18 protein-coding genes are annotated in these 23,882 nt (G+C 59.5%); 8 read left to right on the top strand and 10 right to left on the bottom strand.

Annotated elements, in window-relative coordinates; genetic code table 11:
* Window positions 1-225: 225 nt before the first annotated feature.
* Complete coding sequence (locus tag ACWKV9_RS01515) at window positions 226-2,022, top strand: methyl-accepting chemotaxis protein (RefSeq protein ID WP_483834317.1); 1,797 nt, start codon at window positions 226-228, stop codon at window positions 2,020-2,022.
* Between the two features lie 27 nt (window positions 2,023-2,049).
* Here ACWKV9_RS01515 and ACWKV9_RS01520 read toward each other — a convergent pair whose 3' ends face one another.
* Window positions 2,050-2,958: a LysR family transcriptional regulator gene (locus ACWKV9_RS01520; protein WP_483834318.1), complete on the bottom strand. Its 909-nt coding sequence runs from the start codon at window positions 2,956-2,958 to the stop codon at window positions 2,050-2,052.
* Between the two features lie 85 nt (window positions 2,959-3,043).
* Here ACWKV9_RS01520 and ACWKV9_RS01525 point away from each other — a divergent pair, with 85 nt between their 5' ends.
* Complete coding sequence (locus ACWKV9_RS01525) at window positions 3,044-3,832, top strand: NAD(P)H-dependent oxidoreductase (protein ID WP_483834319.1); 789 nt, start codon at window positions 3,044-3,046, stop codon at window positions 3,830-3,832.
* A 76-nt stretch (window positions 3,833-3,908) separates the two neighbouring features.
* Here the strand turns inward: ACWKV9_RS01525 and ACWKV9_RS01530 are convergent, their stop codons facing one another.
* The 3 genes from ACWKV9_RS01530 to lon all read right to left on the bottom strand — a co-directional run bounded on the left by ACWKV9_RS01530 (window position 3,909) and on the right by lon (window position 7,338).
* On the bottom strand, window positions 3,909-4,343 hold the full coding sequence (locus ACWKV9_RS01530; RefSeq protein WP_483834320.1) for a GNAT family N-acetyltransferase: 435 nt from the start codon (window positions 4,341-4,343) through the stop codon (window positions 3,909-3,911).
* A gap of 1 nt (window position 4,344) precedes the next feature.
* Window positions 4,345-4,737: a protease inhibitor I42 family protein gene (locus tag ACWKV9_RS01535; protein WP_483834321.1), complete on the bottom strand. Its 393-nt coding sequence runs from the start codon at window positions 4,735-4,737 to the stop codon at window positions 4,345-4,347.
* Window positions 4,738-4,917: 180 nt separating this feature from the next.
* Window positions 4,918-7,338: an endopeptidase La gene (gene lon / locus ACWKV9_RS01540; RefSeq protein WP_483834322.1), complete on the bottom strand. Its 2,421-nt coding sequence runs from the start codon at window positions 7,336-7,338 to the stop codon at window positions 4,918-4,920.
* 263 nt (window positions 7,339-7,601) lie between these two features.
* Here lon and ACWKV9_RS01545 point away from each other — a divergent pair, with 263 nt between their 5' ends.
* The 4 genes from ACWKV9_RS01545 to ACWKV9_RS01560 all read left to right on the top strand — a co-directional run bounded on the left by ACWKV9_RS01545 (window position 7,602) and on the right by ACWKV9_RS01560 (window position 11,969).
* A complete protein-coding gene (locus ACWKV9_RS01545; RefSeq protein WP_483834323.1) occupies window positions 7,602-8,288 on the top strand; it encodes a methylamine utilization protein in 687 nt (228 codons plus the stop codon).
* Window positions 8,272-10,626, top strand: coding sequence for a bifunctional diguanylate cyclase/phosphodiesterase (locus ACWKV9_RS01550; protein WP_483834324.1), 2,355 nt, complete (start codon window positions 8,272-8,274; stop codon window positions 10,624-10,626). The genes ACWKV9_RS01545 and ACWKV9_RS01550 overlap by 17 nt, the downstream gene beginning before the upstream one ends.
* A 93-nt stretch (window positions 10,627-10,719) precedes the next feature.
* Window positions 10,720-11,538, top strand: a complete 819-nt coding sequence (locus ACWKV9_RS01555) for a DUF3034 family protein (RefSeq protein WP_483834718.1) — start codon at window positions 10,720-10,722, stop codon at window positions 11,536-11,538.
* Window positions 11,538-11,969, top strand: a complete 432-nt coding sequence (locus tag ACWKV9_RS01560) for a group I truncated hemoglobin (protein WP_483834325.1) — start codon at window positions 11,538-11,540, stop codon at window positions 11,967-11,969. Before ACWKV9_RS01555 ends, ACWKV9_RS01560 begins: the two co-directional genes overlap by 1 nt.
* A gap of 455 nt (window positions 11,970-12,424) precedes the next feature.
* Here ACWKV9_RS01560 and ACWKV9_RS01565 read toward each other — a convergent pair whose 3' ends face one another.
* Both ACWKV9_RS01565 and ACWKV9_RS01570 read right to left on the bottom strand, forming a co-directional pair.
* On the bottom strand, window positions 12,425-14,845 hold the full coding sequence (locus tag ACWKV9_RS01565; RefSeq protein WP_483834326.1) for a glucose/quinate/shikimate family membrane-bound PQQ-dependent dehydrogenase: 2,421 nt from the start codon (window positions 14,843-14,845) through the stop codon (window positions 12,425-12,427).
* Between the two features lie 128 nt (window positions 14,846-14,973).
* Window positions 14,974-16,335, bottom strand: a complete 1,362-nt coding sequence (locus ACWKV9_RS01570) for a carbohydrate porin (RefSeq protein ID WP_483834327.1) — start codon at window positions 16,333-16,335, stop codon at window positions 14,974-14,976.
* Between the two features lie 291 nt (window positions 16,336-16,626).
* Between ACWKV9_RS01570 and ACWKV9_RS01575 the strand changes: the two genes are divergently transcribed.
* Together ACWKV9_RS01575 and ACWKV9_RS01580 are read left to right on the top strand one after the other, a co-directional pair.
* Window positions 16,627-16,854 carry a VF530 family protein gene (locus ACWKV9_RS01575; protein ID WP_483834328.1) on the top strand — a complete coding sequence of 76 codons (228 nt, stop codon included), beginning with the start codon at window positions 16,627-16,629 and terminating at the stop codon, window positions 16,852-16,854.
* On the top strand, window positions 16,855-17,505 hold the full coding sequence (locus ACWKV9_RS01580; protein ID WP_483834329.1) for a Pr6Pr family membrane protein: 651 nt from the start codon (window positions 16,855-16,857) through the stop codon (window positions 17,503-17,505).
* Between the two features lie 83 nt (window positions 17,506-17,588).
* On the opposite strand, the gene ACWKV9_RS01585 is transcribed toward ACWKV9_RS01580, so the two are convergent.
* From ACWKV9_RS01585 to opgC, 4 genes are all read right to left on the bottom strand, one after another.
* Window positions 17,589-18,359 (bottom strand): siderophore-interacting protein, encoded by a 771-nt coding sequence (locus ACWKV9_RS01585; protein ID WP_483834330.1) that lies wholly within the window; start codon window positions 18,357-18,359, stop codon window positions 17,589-17,591.
* Complete coding sequence (locus tag ACWKV9_RS01590; protein WP_483834331.1) at window positions 18,356-18,976, bottom strand: PadR family transcriptional regulator; 621 nt, start codon at window positions 18,974-18,976, stop codon at window positions 18,356-18,358. Before ACWKV9_RS01590 ends, ACWKV9_RS01585 begins: the two co-directional genes overlap by 4 nt.
* A 197-nt stretch (window positions 18,977-19,173) precedes the next feature.
* A complete protein-coding gene (locus ACWKV9_RS01595; RefSeq protein WP_483834332.1) occupies window positions 19,174-22,293 on the bottom strand; it encodes a transglycosylase domain-containing protein in 3,120 nt (1,039 codons plus the stop codon).
* 253 nt (window positions 22,294-22,546) lie between these two features.
* A complete protein-coding gene (gene opgC, locus ACWKV9_RS01600) occupies window positions 22,547-23,683 on the bottom strand; it encodes an OpgC domain-containing protein (protein WP_483834333.1) in 1,137 nt (378 codons plus the stop codon).
* Between the last annotated feature and the right edge of the window lie 199 nt (window positions 23,684-23,882).

Consider the following 23,882-nt stretch of genomic DNA (forward strand, 5'->3'; position numbering starts at 1 on the left):
GCTCCTACAGTTTCCCGTAGGCTTTTGATTCAGCCTTCTTGATCATTCCCACGCTCCGCGTGGTAATGCCGCGGACGCTCTGCGTCCTGTCGAATTTCATCACCATCTGCACTTTCCCGGCCCCTTACGGGCTGCGCCCCAACTCCCTCATTAAAGCTTTCGTCCTGACAGCCGATTCACATCACCTAGAGCACCATTTTCCACCTTGCCCCAGGGAGCCCCGGCATGCAGACGTTAAAGGCCTTGTACGAGTCTATCGAAAGACAGTTTTTCGACTCGTTGACCAAAAAGTTGTCGAGCCTTTTTCTTTTGGTGGCGGTCAGTGGCCTGCTCTACTGGGTGGCGCTGAGTATCCGTGCGGACATCTTATTGCAGCTACGCACTGCGCAGCTGGATGCGGGGTTGCTGTCGCAGATCGAAGGCAAGCTCGATGGCCTGAGTAATGCGATTCTGTTCAGCACGCTGTTCACGTTGTGTCTGGTCAGTTTCATGGTCTGGTATTTTCGCCACCTGATCGTGCGGCCGGTCACTTACATGACCCATGCCCTGGAAGAAATCGCCAACGGCGAGGGTGATTTGTCCAAGGATCTGCCACTGCTGACCCACGATGAAATCCGTGTGCTGGCCAGTACCTGTAACCGTTTTCTGGCCAAACAGCGAGAGATCATCAGCAACGTTCAGGCGCTGACCGTGCACATCGCAGTCGAGTCGGCGCGCTCGCTGAAAAACATCAGCGATTCCAGCGACAGCGCCACTCATCAGGCGCGTTTCGCCAGGGAAGTGATGGAGCAAAGCAACACGGCTGTAGGGCGCATCGAAGAGGTGTCGCTGCAGACGCAAGGCATTTCCGGCACTACCGCGCAGAACCTGAGCATGGCGCGCGCCTCCTATTCCGAACTGCTGGAAGTGACCGGCAACATCAGCGAAATCTCCCGCAGTCTTAATGAGTTCGGCACGCTGGTGTCGGCGCTGAATCAACGCTCGTCGAGCATCAAATCCATCGTTGGCCTGATCCAGCAGATTTCCTCACAGACCAACTTGCTGGCGCTCAATGCGGCCATCGAAGCGGCGCGTGCGGGGGAGAGTGGCCGTGGCTTTGCGGTAGTGGCTGATGAAGTGCGTACGTTGGCGCAGAACGTCAGCCGTGCCACCGATGACATCTCGCAAAACATCGACGCCATGCTGCTGGAAGTCGGCTCGACCCACGAGCAAACCACGCAGATCAGTCACAGCGCCCGGGAAACCCAGAAGGTTGTCGAGCGCGCCTCCGGGCATTTTGAAAGCATGATCACGGATTTTGAGTCCACCAACGGCAAGCTTGCCGACATCGCCGGACACATCCAGCAATTTGCCGACAGCAACACAGGGATCAATGAGCGCGTCACGCAAATCCATGCCGACAGCCAGTCCATCGACCAGCGCATGCAGCATTCGGCGACCGCTACCCGCGATCTGTCCGGCGTGGCAGAAAAAGTACAGGCACTGCTGGGCAAATTCGTATTGGGCCACGGCCCGCTGGACGCAGCCATCACGCGCGCCAGTCAATGCCGCGACGGGCTGCAATTACGCCTGGCCGAGCTGCAGAAACAAGGGGTCAACCTGTTCGATCAAACCTACAAATTGATCCCCAATACCGATCCGAAGCAATACATGACCAGCTACACAGAGCGCTTTGCCCAGGTCTGTCAGGAAGCGTGCGATGCGCTGACCAAAGGCACGCGCGGCGGCAAAGTCTCGTTCATTGTCGATGCCAAGGGTTATTGCCCGGTGAACAACAGCTGGGTGTCGAAACAGCCTACGGGCAATCGCGACGTTGACCTGCCGGTCTGCCGGAACAAGCGCATGTTCTCCGACCCCATCGGCCTGCGTGCGGCCAGCAATAAACAACGCTTCCTGCTGCAGACTTACCTGCGTGATACCGGCGAAATCATGACCGAGATCGACGTGCCGTTCTTCTTCGAGGGACGGCATTGGGGCAACTTGCGCCTGGGATTCGACGCGGCGGTATTGCTCGCCGATTGAGGCTGGCGGGCGTGTGCAGGCGGCGCGTCATGCCCGACCCGCCACATCTGCGCCAAACACCCCACGCAACCACTGGTTTGCCCCATCCCGATGTACGCGCTCGTGCCACACCATCACCATCTCGAACCCCGGCACTTGAACCGGGGCCTCGACCGCTTGTAGATCACTTCTCCCCAGCACCAGTCGTGAGGGCAGCATCGCGACGAGATCGGTGCTTGCCAGCACTGACAACGCGAACAGGAAATGCGGCACCGACAGCGCCACACGGCGTGTGAGTCCGACCTCTGCCAGCGATTTGTCTGTCACGCCATAGAACCCGCCGCTGCCATCTTTGGAAACCAGAACGTGTTCCAGATCGCAGAAGTCTTGCACCGTCATGCGTTGCTTCAGACGCGGATGGCCGACGCGTCCTACGAGTACGTAGCGCTCCTTGAACAAGGATTGTCGGTGAAGGCCGGACGGTGCATCGTCGGCCGATTGAAGCGCAAGGTCGATAGCGCCTTGCTCGGCGTGTTTGAACACGCGGGAAGGACTCAGGTCGAGGACGGCCAATTGGGTGAGCGGTGCGTCACAGCGAAGTCGCTTCAGGGCTGGCAGGACGATGGTCGATTCGCCGTAGTCTGCTGCCCCTATGCGCCAAGTATTCGTCGCCTCAGCGGGAGAGAAGGGGGCAACAGGCGCAACCGCGCGCCCCAGTCCTTCGAGCGCCAATCTCAGGGGCTCGCGCAGCTCGTCAGCTCGGGCCGTTGGTTGCATGCCCCTTGGGCCGGGCAACAACAGCGGATCGCCGAAGATGTCGCGCAGCTTGGCCAGATGCACGCTGACCGAGGGCTGCGACAGGTGCAAACGCTCGGCCGCACGAGTGACGTTGTGCTCGGTGAGCAGAACGTCGAGGGTGACCAACAAGTTGAGGTCCAAGCGCTGGAGATTGTTCACGGCTATACCTGGGATATTAGATATTCATTTCCAATATACCCGCCGTGGTTTCATTGTGCATGCCTCAGTAACCGGAGGTCATGCCATGAATGTTCTGATTGTTTACGCCCATCCCGAACCGAAGTCGCTGAATGGTTCGCTCAAGGATTTTACCGTCACGCGGCTCGAAGCGGCTGGCCATGTGGTGCAGGTCTCGGACTTGTACGCCATGGAATGGAAAGCGACGGTCGATGCCGATGACAGCCAGGACCCGCCTCTGGGTGAGCGTTTCAATCCTTCTCTGGACTCAAAGCACGCATTCGCCAACGGTCGTCAGCGCGAAGACATCAGCCGTGAGCAGGAAAAACTGCGCTGGGCTGATGCCGTGATTTTGCAGTTTCCGCTGTGGTGGTTTTCGATGCCGGCGATTCTCAAGGGTTGGGTCGAGCGGGTCTACGCGTACGGATTCGCCTATGGCGTCGGCGAGCATTCGGATGCGCGTTGGGGTAAGCGTTATGGGGAGGGCGCCATGGGCGGCAAGCGCGCGATGCTGATGGTGACCATGGGTGGCTGGGAATCCCATTATTCCGAGCGCGGAATCAATGGTCCGATGGAGGATCTGTTGTTTCCGATCCAGCATGGGGTTTTGCATTACCCCGGTTTTGAGGTGCTGCCGCCGTTTCTGGTGTATCGCACCAGCCGTGTCGATGAGGTCCGGTTTGCCGAGACCTGTGAGGCGCTGGGTCGGCGGCTGGATGATCTGTGTACCACGCCGCCGATCGCATTTCGGCAGCAAAATGGAGGGGATTACGAGATTCCGGCGTTGACGTTGCAGCCGCAGATTGCACCGGGTGAAAGCGGGTTTGGGGTGCATGTCAGGGCGATTGGGGTCTGATGGGGCTGTGTTGTGCGGGCGGGCCTCTTCGCGGACGAGTCCGCTCCCACTTTTTTTGACTGTCTGATCGTTCCTTTCAGGCGTTTTGACTGGCTGACCGGATCAACGAATACCGATCAATGTCGGTCCTCAATGTCCAGCCCTGGCTGCTCCAGTATTGAGCGGCGGCGGTGTTGGTCTTGATCACGTCGAGGTGGCATTTGACGATGCCTTCCTTTTCCAGTCCTGACAGGGAGCGCTCAACTAGCGAGGCTGCCAGACCCTGGCGTCGATATTCCGGTAGCACGATCAGGTGCTGCAAATAGCCACGGCGACCGTCGTGTCCGCACATCACGCATCCGGCGAGCGCGCCATTGAGTTCGGCGACGAAGCTCAGGTCCGGATTGCGTTGTAGATAGCGGGCGGTGGATTCCTGTGAGTCGGCATCCCGGACGGTAACGCCGGGGGTGCGCTGCATCAGGTCGAGGACGGCGTCGTAATCGTCCAAAGTCATGACGCGCAGGGTGAACATCTCAGTTCACCGTGATCGCGCAATCGAAGGTGCGCTCTGGTGGGACTTCCGGCGCCCACGGCTGCTGATACACCATCATCAAGTGTCCGTCGCCTGCCTTTGCCGCCTGATAACGCCAGACCGACTGACCTGCCGTGCCGACAGTGCCGATGTCTTCGGGGTTGTTGTACACCTCAGGCCCCAGGCTGCGCAGGATCGACGGCGCAGGGTTTTGCATCAGCCAGCGGTGGCCGGTGGTGGGATTGCTGGGGAGCATGAGCAGCAGGGTCTGACCGGTCTTGAGTTTGATCGGGCAGTCACTTTGGTCATCGAGGGAAACGACCTGTTTGGGTTGCTGGGCGCAGGCGGCCAACAGGGCAAGGCTGAGGGGGACGAGCAGGCGGGCAGGGGTCATACAGGCTCCGGTCGTGGGCAACGTGTGCCGAGCATAACCGAAGCGTGCGGCGGTGAAACCCTGCAGGTGATCCTCTACCTGTAGGAGCGAACTTGTTCGCGAGAAGTCTGGCCAGGCTCAACCTGTGAAGCCGCCTCGCCAACAAGTTGGCTCCTACAGGTTGGGTGTGGGTCTGCTTAGTTAGAACAACACCTTCGCCACGTCCGCGAATTTCTTCGCGAAGTGCACGGTGATGCCTTCTTTCAGGTAGTCCGGCAGTTCTTCGAAATTGCCACGGTTGGGCTCTGGCAGGATCAGTTCGAAGATCTTCTGGCGCCGCGCCGCGATGACTTTTTCACGCACGCCGCCAATCGGCAGGACATGCCCGGTCAACGTCAGCTCGCCAGTCATGGCCACGCCTTTTTTAGGCGCCTGATTACGCGCCAGGGACAGCAACGCACTGGCCATAGTCACGCCTGCGCTCGGGCCGTCTTTCGGGGTCGCGCCTTCCGGCACGTGCAAGTGAACGAAGGCTTCGTCGAAGAAGGTTTTGTCGCCGCCAAACTTCGCCAGATTGGAACTGACGTAGCTGTAGGCGATTTCCGCAGATTCCTTCATTACATCACCCAGTTGCCCGGTGAGCTTGAAGCCGCGATTGAGCGTGTGAATCCGCGTGGCCTCGATCGGCAACGTGGCGCCGCCCATGCTGGTCCATGCAAGGCCCGTGATGACCCCTGTTCCAGACAGGACTTGTTCGCTGCGGAACACCGGCATGCCCAGCGACGCTTCCAGATCTTTCGGCCCGATCTTGACCACGCTGTCCGGATTGTCCAGCAGCTTGACCACGGCCTTGCGCACCAGCTTGCCCAGTTGTTTCTCCAACTGCCGCACGCCAGCTTCCCGCGCGTAACCTTCGATTACGGCTCGCAGAGCGGTGTCGCTGATGCTGAGTTTGTCCTTGGCGACGCCAGCTTTCTCAAGCTGCTTGGGCCACAGGTGGCGCTTGGCGATGGCGAGTTTTTCTTCGGTGATATAGCCCGACAGACGAATTACTTCCATCCGGTCCAGCAATGGGCCGGGGATTGAATCCAGCGTGTTGGCGGTGCAGATGAACAGCACTTTCGACAAATCCAGACGCAAGTCGAGGTAATGATCGAGGAATTCGACGTTCTGTTCCGGATCGAGGGTTTCCAGCAGCGCCGAGGCCGGGTCGCCCTGGAAGCTCTGACCCATCTTGTCGATCTCGTCGAGCATGATCACCGGGTTCATCACTTCCATGTCCTTGAGCGCCTGCACCAGCTTGCCCGGTTGGGCGCCGATGTAAGTGCGACGGTGACCCTTGATCTCCGCTTCGTCGCGCATACCGCCAACGCTGAAGCGATAGAACGGACGCCCCAGAGATTCGGCAATCGAGCGCCCGACGCTGGTTTTACCCACGCCTGGCGGACCAACCAGCAACACGATGGAGCCGCTGATCTCGCCCTTATACGCGCCGACCGCGAGAAATTCGAGGATGCGGCTCTTGATGTCATCAAGACCTGCGTGGTGCGCATCCAGGGTTTTGCGCGCGTGCTTGAGGTCGAGCTTGTCCTTGCCGAACACGCCCCACGGCACGTAGGTCGCCCAGTCCAGATAATTGCGTGTGACGGCGTATTCCGGTGAACCGGTTTCCAGCACCGACAGCTTGTTGATCTCTTCGTCGATGCGCTTGCGGGCCTGGGCTGGCAGAGTTTTGCCCACCAGCCGCTCTTCGAACTGTTCGATGTCGGCGCTGCGATCGTCTTTGGTCAGCCCCAACTCTTGCTGGATGACTTTGAGCTGTTCTTTCAAGAAGAACTCGCGCTGATGCTCGCCGATCTTGCGGTTCACTTCGGCCGAGATTTCTTTCTGCAGGCGCGCAACTTCCACTTCCTTGCGCAGCATCGGCAGCACTTTTTCCATACGACGCAGCACCGGCACGCAATCGAGCACGGCCTGAAGATCAACGCCGGTGGCGGAGGTCAGCGCGGCGGCGAAGTCAGTGAGCGGCGAAGGATCGTTGGGACTGAAGCGGTTGAGATAGTTTTTCAGCTCTTCGCTGTACAGCGGGTTCAGCGGCAGCAGCTCTTTGATCGCGTTGATCAGCGCCATGCCGTAGGCCTTGACCTCGTCGGTCGGCTCATTGGGCTGGTGCGGATATTCGACTTCCACCAGAAATGGCGGGCGGTGGTGCTTGAGCCAGTTCTTGATGCGCACGCGGCTCAGGCCCTGGGCGACGAACTGCAACTTGCCGTTGTCGCGGCTGGCATGGTGCACCTTCACCAGCGTGCCGTATTCGGGCAGCGCCTTGGTGTCGAAGTGGCGTGGGTCGTCTGGCGGCGTGTCCATGAAGAACAGCGCCAGGGAGTGGTGATCGGACTTGCTGACCAGCTCTAGTGTTTCGGCCCAGGGCTCTTCATTGACGATGACCGGCAAGACCTGCGCCGGGAAGAAAGGACGGTTGTGAATCGGGATGATATAGACCTGATCCGGAAGGTTCTGGCCCGGCAGCGCGAGGCTTTTACGATCGGAGCCAAGGCTGAATTCGGGTTCGTCGTCGAAGTCGTCAGAGGAATTCTGTGAGTCTGCTTGCTGGTCGCTCATGGGGCACCTGCGCAAATGGAGATGTGCCTTAGATGGGGCAGTCGCCCTCAGGTTTCAATAGCTACGGTCGATAGCATTGAAGATGGACCGCGATAGTTAAAAATGAACCGCACATTTCACCTTTCGTCGGCAGTATTGACTGATGGCTATATGCCTTCCTAAATGGGCGGATAATGGTTTCGTGTCGGCAGAACCGGCTGAAAACCAAAAACTCGCCAGGGCTGGCACTTCATTTATTAGCGTTGCTGCTCTGGATTGTTTGTATGACCCATGCTGTTTCAACTTACCTGGCCGGTGTTTTTGCGGTCTTTATCAGCAGTGCATCCAGCGCTGCGACCCTGACCGCTGACTTTTTCGACGCCCAAGGCAAGCCGGTGAGAGATGCCGTGCTGACCCTCAAAGGGCCGGCGGGCGCGCCCAATCAAGCGCCACAGGCCGACATGGACCAGCGCAATCAGGAATTCGCCCCCCACGTGCTGGCTGTACGCACCGGCACCGAAATCAAATTTCCCAACAGCGACAACATTCGGCATCAGGTGTATTCCTTTTCTGCCCCAAAACGTTTTGAACTGCGGCTTTACGGCGGTACCCCGTCTGCGCCGGTGCTGTTCGACAAGCCTGGGGTTGTGGTGCTCGGTTGCAATGTCCATGACTGGATGCTGGGCTATGTTTATGTCACCGATGATGCTTGGTTTGGGGTGAGCAACGCCCAGGGCTCGCTGATCCTCGATCAACTGCCACCGGGCCGTTACGCGGCGACGCTGTGGCATCCACAGGTGACCGATATGCAGCCAGTTGCAGGAGGCGACATCGATATTCCGGCCAGTGGTTTGCGTCAGCGCTTCAGCCTTGCTCTCCAGCCCAAGGGCAGCGACATGCCGTCGGCGCCGCCTTCCAGCGCGTTTGGCGACGCGTTTAACAAGGCAGTACATGATGAAGCTGCGCACTAGCTTTCAGGCCCGTATCGCGGGTGTGCTGATCCTGTTGCTGCTGATTGTGGTGGCGGCGGTGTTGCTGGCAGTCAAGGCGGCTACCAAAGACGCCGTGCAATCCCAGGCCCAGGCCCAGTTGCAGGTGGGCACGCGAGTTTTCGAAGGTTTGCTGGAAATGCGCGGCAAAAGACTGCGCGACGCCGTGCAATTGCTCTCCAGTGACTTCGGTTTTCGCGACGCCGTGGCGTCGGCCGATTCGGCCACCATTCGTTCGGTCCTGCAAAACCATGGTGCGCGCATTAACGCCAATGACATGTTCCTGTTGGGCATGGACGGCACCGTCATGGCCAGTACCGTCGCGCAAATCCCCGAGGGCTCGCCGTTTCCCTATATCCAGGCGCTGCGTGATTTGAAAGCGCGCAATCAGTCGATGTTGATCGTGCCGCTGCAAGGCAAGCCACACCTGTTGGTTGAGAGCACGGTGCTCGCGCCGCTGCCCATCGGTCGTGTGGTGATGGGTTTCGCCATGGACACCGATCTGGCCCAAGAGCTGCGTTCGTTGAGCGGCCTGGAAGTGTCGTTTTTATCGGTGGTCAATCAGGTGCCGGGAGAGATCGTCAGCACTCAGCCCGCCTCGCTGTTCGACGGTTTGCGGGCGGTGATGCTTGATCCATCCCGTGGCCGTACGCAGATGACCGAGCACCAGAGTCAGCGTTTCCTGAGCAAAACCCTGATGCTCGACAGTGCCACAGATACCACCGACGGCCAGGTTGTCGCCTTGCTGCAAAGCCCCCTTGATCAGGCGATGCTGGCGTTTGCGCCGCTGGACGAAAAAATTGTCTGGATCACCCTCATCGCCTTGCTCGGCTCGCTGATCGGCACCTTGTTGCTGGCGCGCAGTGTGTCGCTGCCAGTACGCGCGCTGGCTCAGGCCGCCGAGCGTATCCGTCAGGGCAACTACAGCACCCCGGTGATGCTGGAGCGCAGCGATGAGTTGGGTTTGCTGGCTGGCGCGATTAATTCGATGCAACGCGGCATCGCGGCGCGCGAGCAACAACTCGCGCACAACGCCCTGCATGACGCACTCACAGGGCTGCCGAATCGGGCGTTGGCGATGGAGCGCCTCGGCAGCGCGATTGCGGCCCAGCGTCCGGTGGCCCTGCTGCACCTGAGCGTCGATAACATTCACGCGATCAACGACAGCATCGGTGCTGAAAGTATCGACCAACTGCTGCAGGAGATTGCCCGTTTGTTGCAATTGCCCCTCGGGCCTGGTGACACCGCCGCGCGCCTGAGTGCCTCCGAGTTTCTGTTGTTGGTACAACACGCCGAAGCCGACAGCGCGGTCGCCCTGGCTGACCGTTTGCAACGGTTGCTGGCGAAGTTGCAGCGCACCGGCGAGCACGACATTGCCCTTGATTGCGCCGTCGGCATCGCGGCCTATCCCGCCAATGGCGACGTGGCCTCGGAACTGCTCAAGCGCGCGGCGATTGCCCGCCAGGATGCCACGCTGATGCCGGGGCGCCTGCAGGTATACGTGGACGGCCGAGACCTTGCCCATCAGCGTCAGATCAGCCTGATCCGTGACCTGAGGCATGCCGCCCGCAATGGCGAATTGACGTTGAATTACCAGCCCAAACTCGACATCCGCCAGGGCCGTGTGCGCGAGGCTGAAGCCCTGCTGCGCTGGCAGCATCCGCGATTCGGCAGTGTCTCGCCGGCTGAGTTCATCGTCCTGGCCGAGCGCACCGGCAGCATCCAGATTCTCACCAATTGGGTCATTGAGGAGGCCATGCGCCAGTTGGCCGAATGGCGGCTTCGTGGTTTGTACGTGCAGGTGTCAGTCAACATTTCGGCCGATGACTTGCTCAGCGGCGATCTCGCTGACCGGGTATCAGCGCTGCTCAAGTCCTACCGCGTGCCGGCCGAACAACTGATATTCGAGATCACCGAAAGCGCGGTGATGAAAGAGCCTGAGCACGCGCTGCGGGTGCTCAATCGTCTGCGCGACTGTGGCATCAGTCTGTCGGTGGATGACTTCGGCACCGGCTATTCGTCGCTGGCGCACTTGAAGCGGCTGCCGGTGCAGGAATTGAAGATCGACCAATCGTTCGTGCGTGATCTGGACGAGACCAGCGAAGACGCCGTCATCGTGCGCTCGACCATCGAGATGAGCCATAACCTTGGGCTCAGGGTCGTGGCCGAAGGCGTTGAATACAGCCACAGCCTGCGCTTGCTGGAGCGTTGGCATTGCGACACCGCCCAGGGTTACCTCATCAGTCGGCCGCTCAATGCAATGGCGTTCGAGGCGTGGATGCTCAAGGCGCACCAGTCACCTGGCGCGATGATTCATTGATCGGTAGAAAATTGAAGATTGGACATGACACGTAGTTTTTCAGCAGTTTTAAGCCCTGTTGTATTGAGCATTGTTGGCTGCTGCACGGCTGCTATGGCCTCCGATGCCTGCGCCGAGCAAGGACGTTTGATTGCCACCGGCGGCGCCAGCAGCATCGAGGGCAGCGCAGGCGGCGGGATTATTCCGTGGGCGGTTCTGGCCGGTTATGGCGAGCAGGGCGAGTGGGGCGCCAATGCGTTCGCTACCCACGTCGATTTGCCGGACTACACGCTGGACGTCGCCGGGATGGCGGCAACCTACGGCAACCGCGTGGAGCTTTCCTACGCTCATCAGCGCTTCGACTTAGGGTCGCTGGTGAATAAATTCAGCCTGCCGGACGACAACCTGAGCCAGGATGTTTTCGGGGTCAAAGTGCGGCTGTTTGGCGATTTGATCTACGACAACCTGCCGCAAGTGTCGCTGGGGCTGGAATACAAGCATCAGAACGACTTCGCCATCCCCAACTTGATCGGCGCCAAACGCGATTCGGACGTGGAGGGTTATCTCACCGCCAGCCGTTTATTCATGGGTGCGGCCTTCGGTTACAACGTCGTGGTTAACGGCGGGTTGCGCTACAGCCGCGCCAATGAAACCGGGTTGCTGGGCTTTGGCGGCGATCGCCGGGATTCGCGCAGCGTACTCAAGGAGGGCGGCGTTGCGCTGCTGTTCAACCCGCGCTGGGCGGTGGGCGTGGATTACCGCGAGAAGCCTGACAACCTGTCGTTTGCGGGAGAGAGCGATTGGGTCGATATGTTTGTCGGCTATTTCCCGAACAAGCATGTGTCCTTCGTTTTGGCCTACGCACGGCTGGGCGAAATCGCCACGCTGGATGATCAGAACGGCACCTATCTGTCGATTCAGGGGAGTTTCTGATGAAGTCTTCTTTGCGCTGGGTGGCAGTCGCTGTGATGGCGTTGCTGGCCAGTTGTGCGCAACAACCGCCCAAGGACGACAGTCTGTATCTCGCGCTGGGCGAGCGACCGGGCATCCAAAAGATTGTCGAAGGCATGTTGTTGCACGTCGCCAAAGACCCGCGCATCGTCGAGTTCTTTCGCAAGGTCGATATCGTGCGTGTACGCGACAAGCTGGTGGAGAAGTTCTGCGTCGAAGCGGGCGGGCCTTGCACCTACACCGGTGATTCCCTGGCCGAAGCGCACAAAGGCATGAACCTGAGTCGCAGCGATTTTAATGCGCTGGTGGAGAACCTGATCGATGCGATGGACGATCAACACATCCCCGTCCCGACCCAAAACCGCTTGATCGCCCGATTGGCGCCGCAGCGTGGGGAAGTGATCGAGAAGTGAGTGTGGCCGTTGAACCCTGTAGAAGCGCGCTTGCCCGCGAATGCGTTGCGTCAATGACAGGTATTCGGCACGACCGCTTCTGCCGCAGGCGTAGGAGCCTTGCTTGCAGGCGATCTGGCGCGCAGCGGCAGTAAACCCGGCGCCTCGGTGTATCAGACAAACCTGGCCCTCAGGCCCCATGACCGCTTCGCGGCCAATCGTCGGCAAGCCGGACTCCTACGCCCTCCGGGCAGAATCAACAACCATCGCGTACGCAGCGCCGCATGTGTAGGAGCGCGCTTGCCCGCGAATGCATTCCGACAATGACAGGTATTTATCAGACCCACCGCAATCGCGGGCAAGCGCGCTCCTACGGGGCACCGGGGATCAGGCACAAAAAAGGCGGCCATCGTGAGATGGCCGCCTTTTCGTTTTCTACTTCAAGCTGCGAGCTTCACAGCTTGTAGCCTGCAGCCTCAATCCGGCAGCTTGTAGGCAATGATGTAATCGCCCATACGCGTGCCCAGCGAACCGTGACCGCCGGCGACGATCAGGACGTATTGCTTGCCGTCCTTGCCGGTGTAAGTCATTGGCGTCGCTTGACCGCCTGCTGGCAGACGTCCGGCGAACAGCTCTTTACCGTTTTTGACGTCGTAAGCACGCAGGTATTGGTCCAGCGTGCCAGCCAGGAAGCCAACGCCACCGGCCGTCACCATCGAACCGCCCATGCTTGGAACGCCGACCGGCAGGCCGATTGGCACTGGAGTATTGTCGCGGCTGGTGCCGTTTTTGTGCTTCCAGACCACTTGATTGGTGGTCAGGTCGACAGCGGCAACGTTACCCCACGATGGCGCCTGGCACGGCAGGCCCAGTTGCGACATCAGCGGATGCATGATCACTGCATATGGCGCGCCGGTGTTTGGCTGCACGCCACTGGTTTCGCTTTCGCGCTTGCTGCCCGCTTCGACTTGGGCACGTGGCACCAGTTTGGAGACGAAGGCCATGTAGTTCGGGCTGGTAAACATCAGCTGACGAACAGGGTCGACCGACACCGCGCCCCAGTTGAACACACCCACGTTACCTGGATAGATCAGGCTGCCCTGTTCCGACGGAGGCGTGTATTGGCCTTCATAACGCAGCTCTTTGAACTGGATGCGGCACAGCATCTGGTCGAACGGGCTGCCACCCCACATGTCCTTCTCGGTCAGTTCCGGAGGCAGCATGTTCAGCTCGGAACGAGCCTGGGTCGGCGAAGTGTGATCGCCCTTGGCAGCACCACCTGGCACTGGCACTTCATGGATCGGTACGATCGGCGTGCCGTCGCGACGGTCCAGCACATACAGGCTGCCTTGCTTGGTCGGCTGAATCACGGCTGGCTTGACGCCATCCTTGGTCTTCAGATTGATCAGCGTTGGCTGGCTCGGTACGTCCATGTCCCATAGGTCATGGTGAGTGAACTGATAGTTCCAGCGCACCTTGCCGGTGTTGACGTCCAGTGCTACCAGACCTGCGCTGTATTTCTCGGCGCCAGGGGTACGGTCGCCGCCGTACTGGTCAGGCATCTGGTTGCCCAAAGGCAGGAACACCAGACCGAGTTTTTCATCGACGCTGGCCAGCGACCACATGTTCGGCGCGTTGCGCGAATAGAACTGGTCAGCAGCAATCGGCGCGGTAGCGTCCGGGTTGTTTGGGTCCCAGTTCCACACCAGGCTGCCATCGTGTACGTCGTAGGCGCGAATCACGCCGGATGGCTCGTTGGTCGATTCGTTATCGGTGACGTGGCCGCCGATGATGATCAGATTACGAGTGATCGCGGCAGGCGAGGTGGAGTAGTAACCACCCGCAGTGAACGGCCCGATGTTGGCACGCAGGTCGATGGCGCCTTTGTTGGCGAAGTCTTCGCAGACTTTACCGGTGTCGGCGTTCAGCGCGATCAGGCGGGCATCGGCAGTCGGCAGGTACAGGCGACGCGGGCAAGAACTCGCAATTGCAGTGCCGGCAGCCGACAACGCAGCGGCAGGAGCACCGACGTCAGACTTGGCGTAGGCAGCTTCGTCGTAGTACGACACGCCACGGCAGGTCATGTGCGCCCAGCCAGTGAAGTTCTTGGCGCCTTCTTTGGAGATCTGCGGGTCGTAAGACCAGATCGTTTTGCCGGTATCAGGGTCCAGCGCCAGCACCTTGCTGTGCGGTGTGCAGGCATAGACCATGCCGTTGACCTTCAGCGGGGTGTTTTCGTTGGTCAGCTCAACCGGGTCTTCGGCAGTCGGCAGATCGCCGGTGCGGATGCGCCAGGCTTCCTGCAGTTTGCCGACGTTCTCAGGCGTGATCTGCTTGAGCGGCGAATAACGATTGCCGTGCTCGGAGCGGCCGTAAGCCTGCCAGTCGCCGTCGGGCATCGGTTGCGGATCGTACGCAACACCCGCGTCGTCACGGTCCAGCGTGCCTTTGATTTCACCAGGGCTGGTGAACTGGCTGGCCAGTGCAGTCAGACCGGCCAATACCACGGCAATGCTCAGTGCGGTAGTTGGCAGACCACCCGGCAGGCCACGCTGAATCGGACGGCGGAACCATGGCAAGAGCATGACGATGCCAAGGACAAACCAAAGTGCCAGACGCGGCACCAGTTGCCACCAATTCAGGCCAACTTCCCACAGGGCCCAGACCGTGCTCGCGAACAGCACCAGCGCGAACAGGCCGAACGCCGAGCGGCGTCCCATGATCAGCAAGACGCCAGTGATGGCGAAACCGATACCGGCCAGCAGGTAATACAGCGAGCCACCCAGTTGCAGTAGTTTTACGCCCCCGGCCAGCAACGCCAGGCCCATGATCAGAATCACCAGCCCGAGCAGGCTCGGCAACAGGCGATTCTTACCGAAAGCACCGTCAGTGCTCATAGTGTCGTACTCCGTAACATTAAGTTGATTGACGCTTTCTAGTTCTTGTAGCGGGAAACATGACCCTTTGAAGCCATGCTATTCACGCTAGTTCCTAAAACGACATACAGAAAGGCGAAATAAGCCGATCAGAATGAGGATTGAATCTTCAGGCCGGCCACCAGGGCGTCATCCACCTGATTCACACCGCCTGGATGACGGATGAATTGCAGGTTCGGGCGCACTGTCAGCCAATTCGTGACGTGAACGCCGTAATACAGTTCGGCGTTGTATTCAGTGTCCTGCAGCGGCATGAAGGCAGGGTCGTTGTAGTCCGAGACGCCTGCGACCTGATTCTGCAGATTGACGTTTTTGCGGTACGCCGGATTGACATGAATGCGGCTGATGCCCACGCCAATGTCGTCTTCAGGACGCGCATCGAACGGGCCTTTGTAAGTAGCGCCCAGGGCGACGTAGTTGTCGATCATGTTGGTTTTCTTGTCGTGCAGCGTGCCGTTGAAGAACAGGCTCAGCCCTCGGCTGTTGTCGCTGGCAACGCTGGTGACTTGCTGGCGCAGGGTCAGCCACATGCCGTGCTTGCTGCTCGATGCGCGGTAGTCGTCGCCGGACACTGCGGCGTAACCGCCATTGCTGTCTTTATAAACGTCGGTGCTGTCGGCAGTGCTGTAGTAATAACCGAGGCGGTACTCACCCGGGAGCCCGTTGACCTTCGGCGACCAAACCGCTTCCACCGGGATCACTGCGCCTTGGGTGCCGCTGCCGCTGAGTTTGAAGGCGTTGTCGTTTTCAAGGTTCGAGGGGTTCTGCTCGAATGCGCCGACCTGCACGAACAGTTCTGGATTGATCTGGTATTTGACCCGCGCCGCCCATTGGCTGACGGGCCAGTTGTACCAGATGCCGCCGCCCCAGTTACCGACCTGCGAGCCGCACAACGCCAGGTTCTGGAAGTCGCAGGGGAAGGTATTGAAATCCTCGCCCTCGTTGAACCGACCGACTTTGATGCTCAACGCCTGATCGAGAAATTTCTGTTGATACCACAGGTCTGTCAGGCGCGTGATGCTGCCCCGGCCCCAGACTTCCTGGGACGAGGAGATAGTGCCGACGCGGGGATCACCCACGCGATCGTTACTGATGTTGTCGCCGTTACGGTTGGTCAGCGTCAGTTGGAACTCAGCGTCGTGCCAGCCCAGAATCTTCTGCAGATCCAGGTGCGCTCCCAGAGCGTATTGATCGCTGTAACGAAATGTCTTGTCGTGGTCGTAGCCGCCATGCAGGTTCGAGCCCATTTCCATGACCGAGTCGAGCTTGAAATCATAGCCCTGCTGCGACAGCTCAGTGCGCTTGCCGCCCCAGTCACCGAGCATCCAGGGCGAGTCACTGTCGAACGCGTCGGCGGCGTTTGCACAAGTAGCAAGGCCCAGCAAGGCAAGGCCTAGCGCGGATTTAGAGCTGATAGGTCGAGCGGTGCGGGGCGGCAGGGAACTGGACATGGGCGGCAGATTCTTTTCGAGTTATTGACGAGCAAGCGCAAGCTGGCCGTGGCATGCACAAGGCGCAGCGAAGCAGGCTTATCTTATTGAAAGACGGATGAATCGATTCAGTATTTAGGGCGCTAATGATAGGACGCTAACGAACGATTAAACAGTAGATTTTTGGACATGAATTGTTGCGATGTCGGTAACAGTCCTAAACTCTGACGGCGAACCCTTCCCGCCACAGACGACCTCGGCTAAGGTGCGCACCTCTCGAATCCCCCCTCACCGAGCGTAAATAGGCCTGGCATGACCACATCCAACAACAACCCGCTGCACGGAGTGACGCTGGAGCAGATCCTTCATGCCCTGGTCGAGCACTACGAGTGGTCGGGGCTGGCGGAGCGTATCGATATTCGCTGCTTCAAGAGCGACCCGAGCATAAAGTCGAGCCTGACGTTCCTGCGCAAAACCCCGTGGGCCCGCGAGAAAGTCGAGGGGCTGTATGTGAAGCTGGCGCGGAGCAAGGGCTGGTAAATGTTTGCACATTCTTTGCAACACCCTCGCGGCCACAAAACATACGCCATAGCAGCAGCGCTGTTGGGCTGGTTCGGGCTGGCGGTTCAGCTGTATTTGATTGTGTATGCCCGCTGGGAGACACACGCCAGCGTGATGGGCGGACTGGTGAAGTTTTTCAGCTTCTTCACGATCCTGACCAATACCCTCGTGGCCGTCACTTTGACCTGCGCCGTTACTCGGCAGAATTCAGCAGTGCATCGGTTTTTCAGATCGCCCATTGTGTGCGGTGGCATCACTGTCAGCATCCTGCTGGTCGGTATCGCCTACAACCTGTTGCTGCGGCATTTGTGGCAACCCGAAGGCTGGCAGCGGGTTGCCGACGAAGTACTACACGACATCATGCCCCTGGCGTTTTTGCTCTACTGGTGGCTGTACGTGCCCAAGGGTTCGCTGCGATTGACCCACGTGCTGGCGTGGATCGCCTACCCAGTCGTTTACTTTGCCTACGTACTGCTGCGCGGAAACCTGATCGGCGACTACGTATATCCGTTCATCGATGTCGGCACGATCGGGTTCGCCCAGGCGTTTCTCAATGCGCTGGGCGTGCTGGCTGGGTTTGTGGTGATGGGGTTAGTGTTGTGGGGCGTGGATAAGCTCCGAAGTCGCTAGCCTGTAGGAGCGAATCATTCGCGAGGGGAGGCTGCAATCCTCGACCGCTCGCCAACAAGTCGGCTCCTACAGAGGACAGCGACTCAGGCTTCTTCTGACTCATCGAGCCGCCAATACCCGGCGGCCTTCACGGCTGCTTCATCCAGGCCTAAATCGTCCAGCAACACCCGCCGCACTTTGCGCGACAACGCTGACTCAGTCGCCACCCAGGCATACAAATCCCCCGCTGGCGGCTGCAATCCTGCGACGACCTGCAGCAAATCCTGCTGGCCTCGCACGACCCAGATCACCTCGACCTGCGCGTTGCTTTGCAGAACCTGGCGTTCGGCATCGTCCTGGATTTCTACCACCACCAAAGCACGGCGGCCTGCGGGCAGTTCTTCCAGGCGACGGGCGATGGCGGGCAGGGCGGTTTCGTCGCCGATCAACAGGTAGCTGTCGAACATGTCCGGGACGATCATCGAACCCCGTGGTCCGGCGATGTATAGCGATTGCCCGGGCTCTACCTGCTCGGCCCAGGTTGCGGCCGGACCGTCGCCATGCAGCACGAAGTCGATATCCAGTTCACCCGACACCGGGTCGTAGCGACGGGGGGTGTAGTCACGCATGACCGGGCGGGAGCCTTCGCTGCTGCCGCCGGGAGTGAAGCTCTCCAGCGCGGCCTGTTCTTCGGGCGTGGTGGCGAACAGCAATTTGACGTGATCGTCAGTGCCCAGGCTGATGAAACCTGTCAGCTCCGGGCCATGAAGCGTGACCCGGCGCATGCGCGGGGTCAGGTCGGTGACGCGCAGCACCAGCAGTTTTCGGCGTTTGATTTCGTGGCTGACACGGTGAATCGATTGCTGTGAATTCATTCGGACGGCTCCGATGCGTTTGTAGGAAGAGTGTCTTGATTGCCGTCAACGATGGCGCGAGCGGTGTCATTGAGCAGGTCGCGAACCCGGACGATTTCTTCCGGATTCCAGCGGCCATGATGCAATTGCAGCGCATGACGCAAGTTGTGAACGGCTTCATGGATTTCCGGTGGACGATCATGGCCGCGCAGTGAGCGCTTACTGACGTCGATGCGCATCTTCACGCCGTCCAGCGCAACTGCTTGGTCGGTCAGCGATTGCTGCCCTGCTTCGGTTATGGAGTAGCGTTTTTTGCCACCTTCGGCGTCGCCCAGAATCAGTTCGCTTTCTTCCAGAAAGGTCAGCGTCGGGTAAATCACGCCGGGGCTTGGGCTGTAAGCGCCGTCGAACATGCTTTCGATCTGGCGAATCAGGTCGTAGCCGTGGCACGGCTGATCGGAGATCAATGCCAGCAGCAGTAATTTCAGGTCGCCCGGTGCGAACACGCGCGGGCCTCGGCCTCCACGTTCCCGGCCGGGACGTTTCTCGAAACCGTCTCGTCCTTCGCCGTGCTCACCGAAGTGAGGGCGATGGTGAGGATGGTGATCATGCGGCGGTTTATGTGGGTGGTCTCCCATTTCTTTCATCTCCTGTTACAAGTTAGATATACCTTAAGATATATCTTAACGAGTCCGCAAGAGGTGTTAAGACGAACGGTTCTCATCTTCTCGGACGGCGAGGATTGGTAGGAGCGCGCTTGCCCGCGAAACGGTTCGTCCCGCTGGCGGATTCGTATTGGAGACACCGCAATCACGGGCAAGCGCGGCCACAGGTTTTACGGGACGCTCGCCACCGTTTGCCCCGGCGCGGCGCATTGGGTATGCAGCCCCGGCGCCAGGTACGGGTTGAGAATCGGCGCCATGCCTTTGAGCACTTGCACTGGCAGCGCCGAGGTGAAGCGGAAGCCTTCCGCCGCGCGGCCCGGCACGAAGGCCGTTAGCGTGCCGAAATGGTTATCGCCGATGTAAAACACGAACGTGGCCGTCCGGTTGATCGCCCGAGACGCCAGAATCCGTCCGCCTGCACCGATGCTTTCGATGCGGTTGTCGCCGGTCCCGGTCTTGCCGCCCATGGCCAGAACGCTGCCGTCGTCGAGCTTGAAACTGCCCGACACCCGCCGCGCCGTGCCCGCATCCACCACTCGTGACAGCGCGTCGCGCATGGCTGCAGCCACTTCGGAAGGCAACACGCGTTTGCCCAGGTCAGGATTGTTCGCCAGTTGCGTTTCATAGGGTGTATCGGCGGCGAAATGCAGGCTGTCGATGCGCAACGTCGGCAGCCGAATGCCGTCGTTCTGGATGATCCCGATCAGCTCCGCGAGCGCAGCAGGACGGTCGCCCGAACTGCCAATCGCCGTGGCCAGGGACGGCACCAAGTGATCGAAGGGATAGCCCAGACGCTGCCAGCGCTGATGTATATCCAGGAACGCCTCGATCTCCAGCATCGTGCGAATCCGGCTGTCGCGTGCGCTCTTGTGCCGACTCTTGAACAGCCAGCTATAAACTTCCTGACGCTCGAAACGGCTGGCTGCCACAGCGTCCTTGAACTGCGCATCCGGATGCTGCATCAGGTAGCCCACCAGCCACATATCCAGCGGATGGACCCTGGCGATATAGCCTTGATCGGGCAGGTCGTAGGCACCGGGGCCGTAACTTTGATACATGTCGGCCAAGCGTTTTTCGCTCACCGCCGGTTTGGTTTTGTCCTGAACCATGCGCGCCCGCACGAAGCTGTTGAACGCCGCCGGGCTGGCATTGGGCAGCAGGTAACGATGCACCGCTGCAAGCCGACTGGCCGCCGGATGCACGCCGTCCAGGAAGGTATCGAGCCGCTCTTGAGTGTTCTTGCCTTTGTAGCGTTTCCAGAAGCGCAACAAAAACACCGTGCCCTCGCGATCGGCGAAGTTCGCCAGATATTCCTGACGCCGTGGGTCGCTGTCATCCTTCATCAGTTCGGCGCTGTTGCTGGGGCCGTGATAAATGCTGTAGCGGACCACGTCGCGCATCAGGCGAATGAACGGCAGGTTAATCGACTCCTGAAGCGCCTCACGCAGGGTGGGCAAACGCCCGTTGTCCTCGTTGCGGAAGTTGTTGAAATGGTGCATCCCGCCGCCCGTGAAAAAGCTTTCGCCGGGGCTCGCCGAGTACTTGCGATCCAGCGCGGCCGACAGCATTTTCGACAGGTCGCGATCGTTGTTCTGCATCAGGTAATCGATGGCCCAGCGCGTCAGTCGGTCAGGGTCCTCCACCGGCACCTTTTTCAGCTCCGCATTTTTCAGGGCGCCGTAGCGGTCATGCAGTTCGGCGATGATCTGCAGATAGGTCGTCAGCACGCGCATCTTGGCAGTCGAGCCCAATTCCAGCTTGCTGCCCTCGTTGATGTCGAACGGCTGATCGGTGCTGTCGGTTTGTACTCGCACTCTTGAGCCATCGGGGCCGCGCTCGAACAGCGTGAAGCTGTAGCGCACTTGCTGGGTGCTGGCCGGTGTCAGTAAATGCTCCCCCAACAAGCCGATCTGGTTAGCGAATTCTGGTTTGGCCAGATCGCGCAGGTACTGACCGACCTTGACCTGCAAGTCGTTTTGCAACGTGCTGGTGGCGGACAGGTCCAGGCGATCCAGATCGTAAAGCGGGCGGTTGAGCAGGTTGGAAAGCCGCGTGCGGGCGACGCTGATGCCTTTGTTGGTTTCGATCGGCTGGATCGTCGGTTGCTGCACCCAGTCGCGATAGGTCACGGTGGCGGACAGCGCGGCATCGGCAAGCGTAGGAGCGATCACCTTGTTTTGTGCGAGGAGGCGAATATGGCTGTCAGTCAAATCCGCAAGCTCAGTGCGACCTTTGGCCAGGAAATGCGAAGGACGCCGCTGCGCGATCACCAGCGACAGCACTTCACGCAGCGCCAAGCCTTGCTCGGCCAGGGTTTTGGAGTCTGTGGCAGGGGTCGCCAACAATTGATTGGTGCGTTCGAAGTCGGCGCCGTACCAGACGCGCAACCCTTCGGCCATGCCATGCACTTCGCCATGACCAGGCACCGCCGACAACGGCACGCTGTTCAGGTAATCGCGCACCACGTGTTGTCGGGCCTCCAGAGTTTGCGGGCCAGTCTGATAAGCCCGGACACTGGCGGAAATCATCTGGCGCAGCTTTTCACTGCCTGATTGTGTCAGGCCATCCGGCGAGTGCCGATACTTCTCCAACTGCGTCGCCAGCGTACTGCCTCCCGCGGACTGACCGGGCAGGCCGACCATTTTCGCCACCTGCGTAACCGCCGCCTTCAAAAATCGTGGCCAGTCCACTGCAGGGTTTGCCGTAGGTTGATTTTCAGCCAGCAGGTCGCGGTTTTCGATGAATAAAAGACTGTTCACCAGTACCAGTGGGATCGAAGCGAAAGTCGAATAGAGCTGCTGCGGATACGTGAACTGATAAAGCGGCGCGCCGCGACAGTCGGTGATGGTCAGGCCCGACTGAATTTTCTCCTGATACGGCACGAAAAAGCCGCGTTTGGTGTAGGCCAAAAGGTCGGGAGAAAAGTGAGCTTGCTGGGTGATCAGGTAGTCGCGCTTGAGCAGTCTGGGCATGAACTCACCCAGTGACGAGTAGCCCAGACGCTTATCGAACGGGCCGTCGCCTGGGAAAAGAATCGCGTCGCTCGGACCTGGCTGGAGCGAATAACTCAGCTCTTTGGCAAAGCGGCTGAACTCTTTGGCTTGCAATTTCGAACTGCGAATTTCCGAGAAAACGGCAAATCCGAGGATCAACAATGCGATCAGCACCAATAGCCAGAACACACGCCAGACATAGTGTCTGCGGCGCGGGTTTTTTGGCATCGGAACATCGCTCTGACTGTCACCTACAACCGCAGTCTTCTTCACATCTGAATGCCACAAAGCGCCCATATCGGTTGGCCCGGTTAAACCTGTTAATCGCACCTGTCTCAAGCGTAGCCGGTGCTTGAGACAGGTGAGGTTTTTGTGACGGGACGGTGAGGGATTTCCGATGTGTTGCAGATCGCGCGCATTTCAACGCTTCAAGCAGGGGCTAGTGGGAGGGAGCTTGCTCGCGAGTGGATAGCGGGCACCTTAGTGAGGCGGCGGATGTACTGGCCTCATCGCGAGCAAGCTCCCTCCCACAGTGATGTACTGCCCGTTCTTAAACCCGCACCACCTGCGCAGGCTTGCCCAGCCGTTTGTTCAGCTCCAGGAAGTTCGACATCAGCAACATCAGCCCCAAGCCAAGCAGGCCGGTGATGACGCGCATTTGCCAGATGTCACCTGACAGCGCGTTGGCCATGTCGGCCAGTGGCGCGAGCAGGACGCCCAGGCAGAAGACTTCCAGCGAGTAGCGGCCCATGCGGCAGGTTTGTTGCGCAGGCCAGTTATCGAGCCAGCCGGGGGAGGCAGGGAGCAGCTTGGCGACGACATACACCAGCGCGATGAAGTGGATCAGCCGTAGCGGCGACAGGTCTGTTTTGCTGATGGGGTAGATGAGGTCGCTCAAGGCTTTAGGCATCAGGGCGTCGTGGATCTGCGGGAATTTCCACAGGAAGGTAATCACACCGGTGACGAGCAGGTAAGCCGCAGCAATCAGGAATGTCGGCTGAAACCAGAGCGGGCGTAATACCGGGCGAACAACGGCCTCACGCTGTGAGTACATCGCGCAGGCGCCGCCGAGTACGAAGATCAACTGCCACGCCACCGGGTTGAAGTACCACACGCCGCCGCCTTCATAGGCTGACAGGTTCCAGCCCAGTAGCGGCACCATCATGTACAGCGCGACAGACAGGCCAACCGCTATTTCGGCCTTGCGCAGCATGATCGGCAGGATCAACGGCAGGGCCAGCATCAGCAGAATATAGAGTGGCAGCGGGTCGGTGAGGTTGGGCTTGAAGCGCAGCAGCAGTTCATCGGCCAGGGCTTGTTGTGGGTTGCCGACGAAGTACTCAAGGCCCATTTCCCGAACCATGTCACGGGTTTCGACGTGGTTGTTGGCGACGAAGACGATGCCCATGAGCAATGTCAGCAGGAAGATATGGACGACGTAAAGCACCCAGGTTCGGCGCAGGATGCGCACGCACGCCACGACAAAGCCGTCGCGTTGTGCAATGCGTCCATAAGCCAGGATTGCAGCATATCCCGCGAGGAAGACGAACACCTCGGCGGCGTCGCTGAAGCCGAAATTACGCAGGGTTAATTGAGCGAAAGGGTTGTCTGGCACGTGATCCCAAAAAATGAAGATCAGCGCCAGACCTCGAAAGAAGTCGATTCGATGGTCGCGTCCGTTCGTCATGCCAGTGGGCTCTTGAAGTCAGTTTGATAGAGAGAGGCCAGAGGAGGCCATTGTTCCGCGCCGCCGGCCAGAGCTGATCGGCGGCGCGAAGGGTGGCGGGTTTGCCCTCGTAATGCAAAGGACGGGTATTACAGAATGTCTCGCAACCGTGGACCGCTGGATGACGCATCGGTGACGAGTGGTCGTGCGTGGAGGGCGC

Source organism: Pseudomonas corni (assembly GCF_057128765.1).